This is a genomic window from Bifidobacterium ruminantium DSM 6489, assembly GCF_000770925.1.
In the GTDB taxonomy this organism is placed as follows: Bacteria; Actinomycetota; Actinomycetes; order Actinomycetales; family Bifidobacteriaceae; genus Bifidobacterium; species Bifidobacterium ruminantium.
The window spans coordinates 1-206 of record NZ_JDTK01000067.1 but is presented as its reverse complement, the minus strand read 5'-3'; the positions used below and the strand labels follow the sequence as shown (position 1 = coordinate 206).

General features: G+C 55.8%; 1 protein-coding gene. It reads left to right on the top strand.

The features are described 5' to 3' along the window. Positions 1-206 (top strand): hypothetical protein (locus tag OU26_RS10395; RefSeq protein ID WP_206537856.1); only part of this gene is annotated, 206 nt, incomplete at both ends.

The window sequence follows — 206 nt, the reverse complement described above, 5'->3', positions numbered from 1 at the left end:
AAATACGCTCTTGAGTTCTCAAACCACCACCGCACCAGCAGACCGCCCCAAACTCAAGGAGCCAGGCCGCCGTGCTGAGCAGCAAGAGATAAACTTACACAAGAACCCGCAAACGCGCAACCCGACGGGCATGACGAAGCGTGAAACCGTTGGAAATCCAACGTTCTATCGGCGTGTCGAAAACGAGCCAAACGCGACCCGAAACC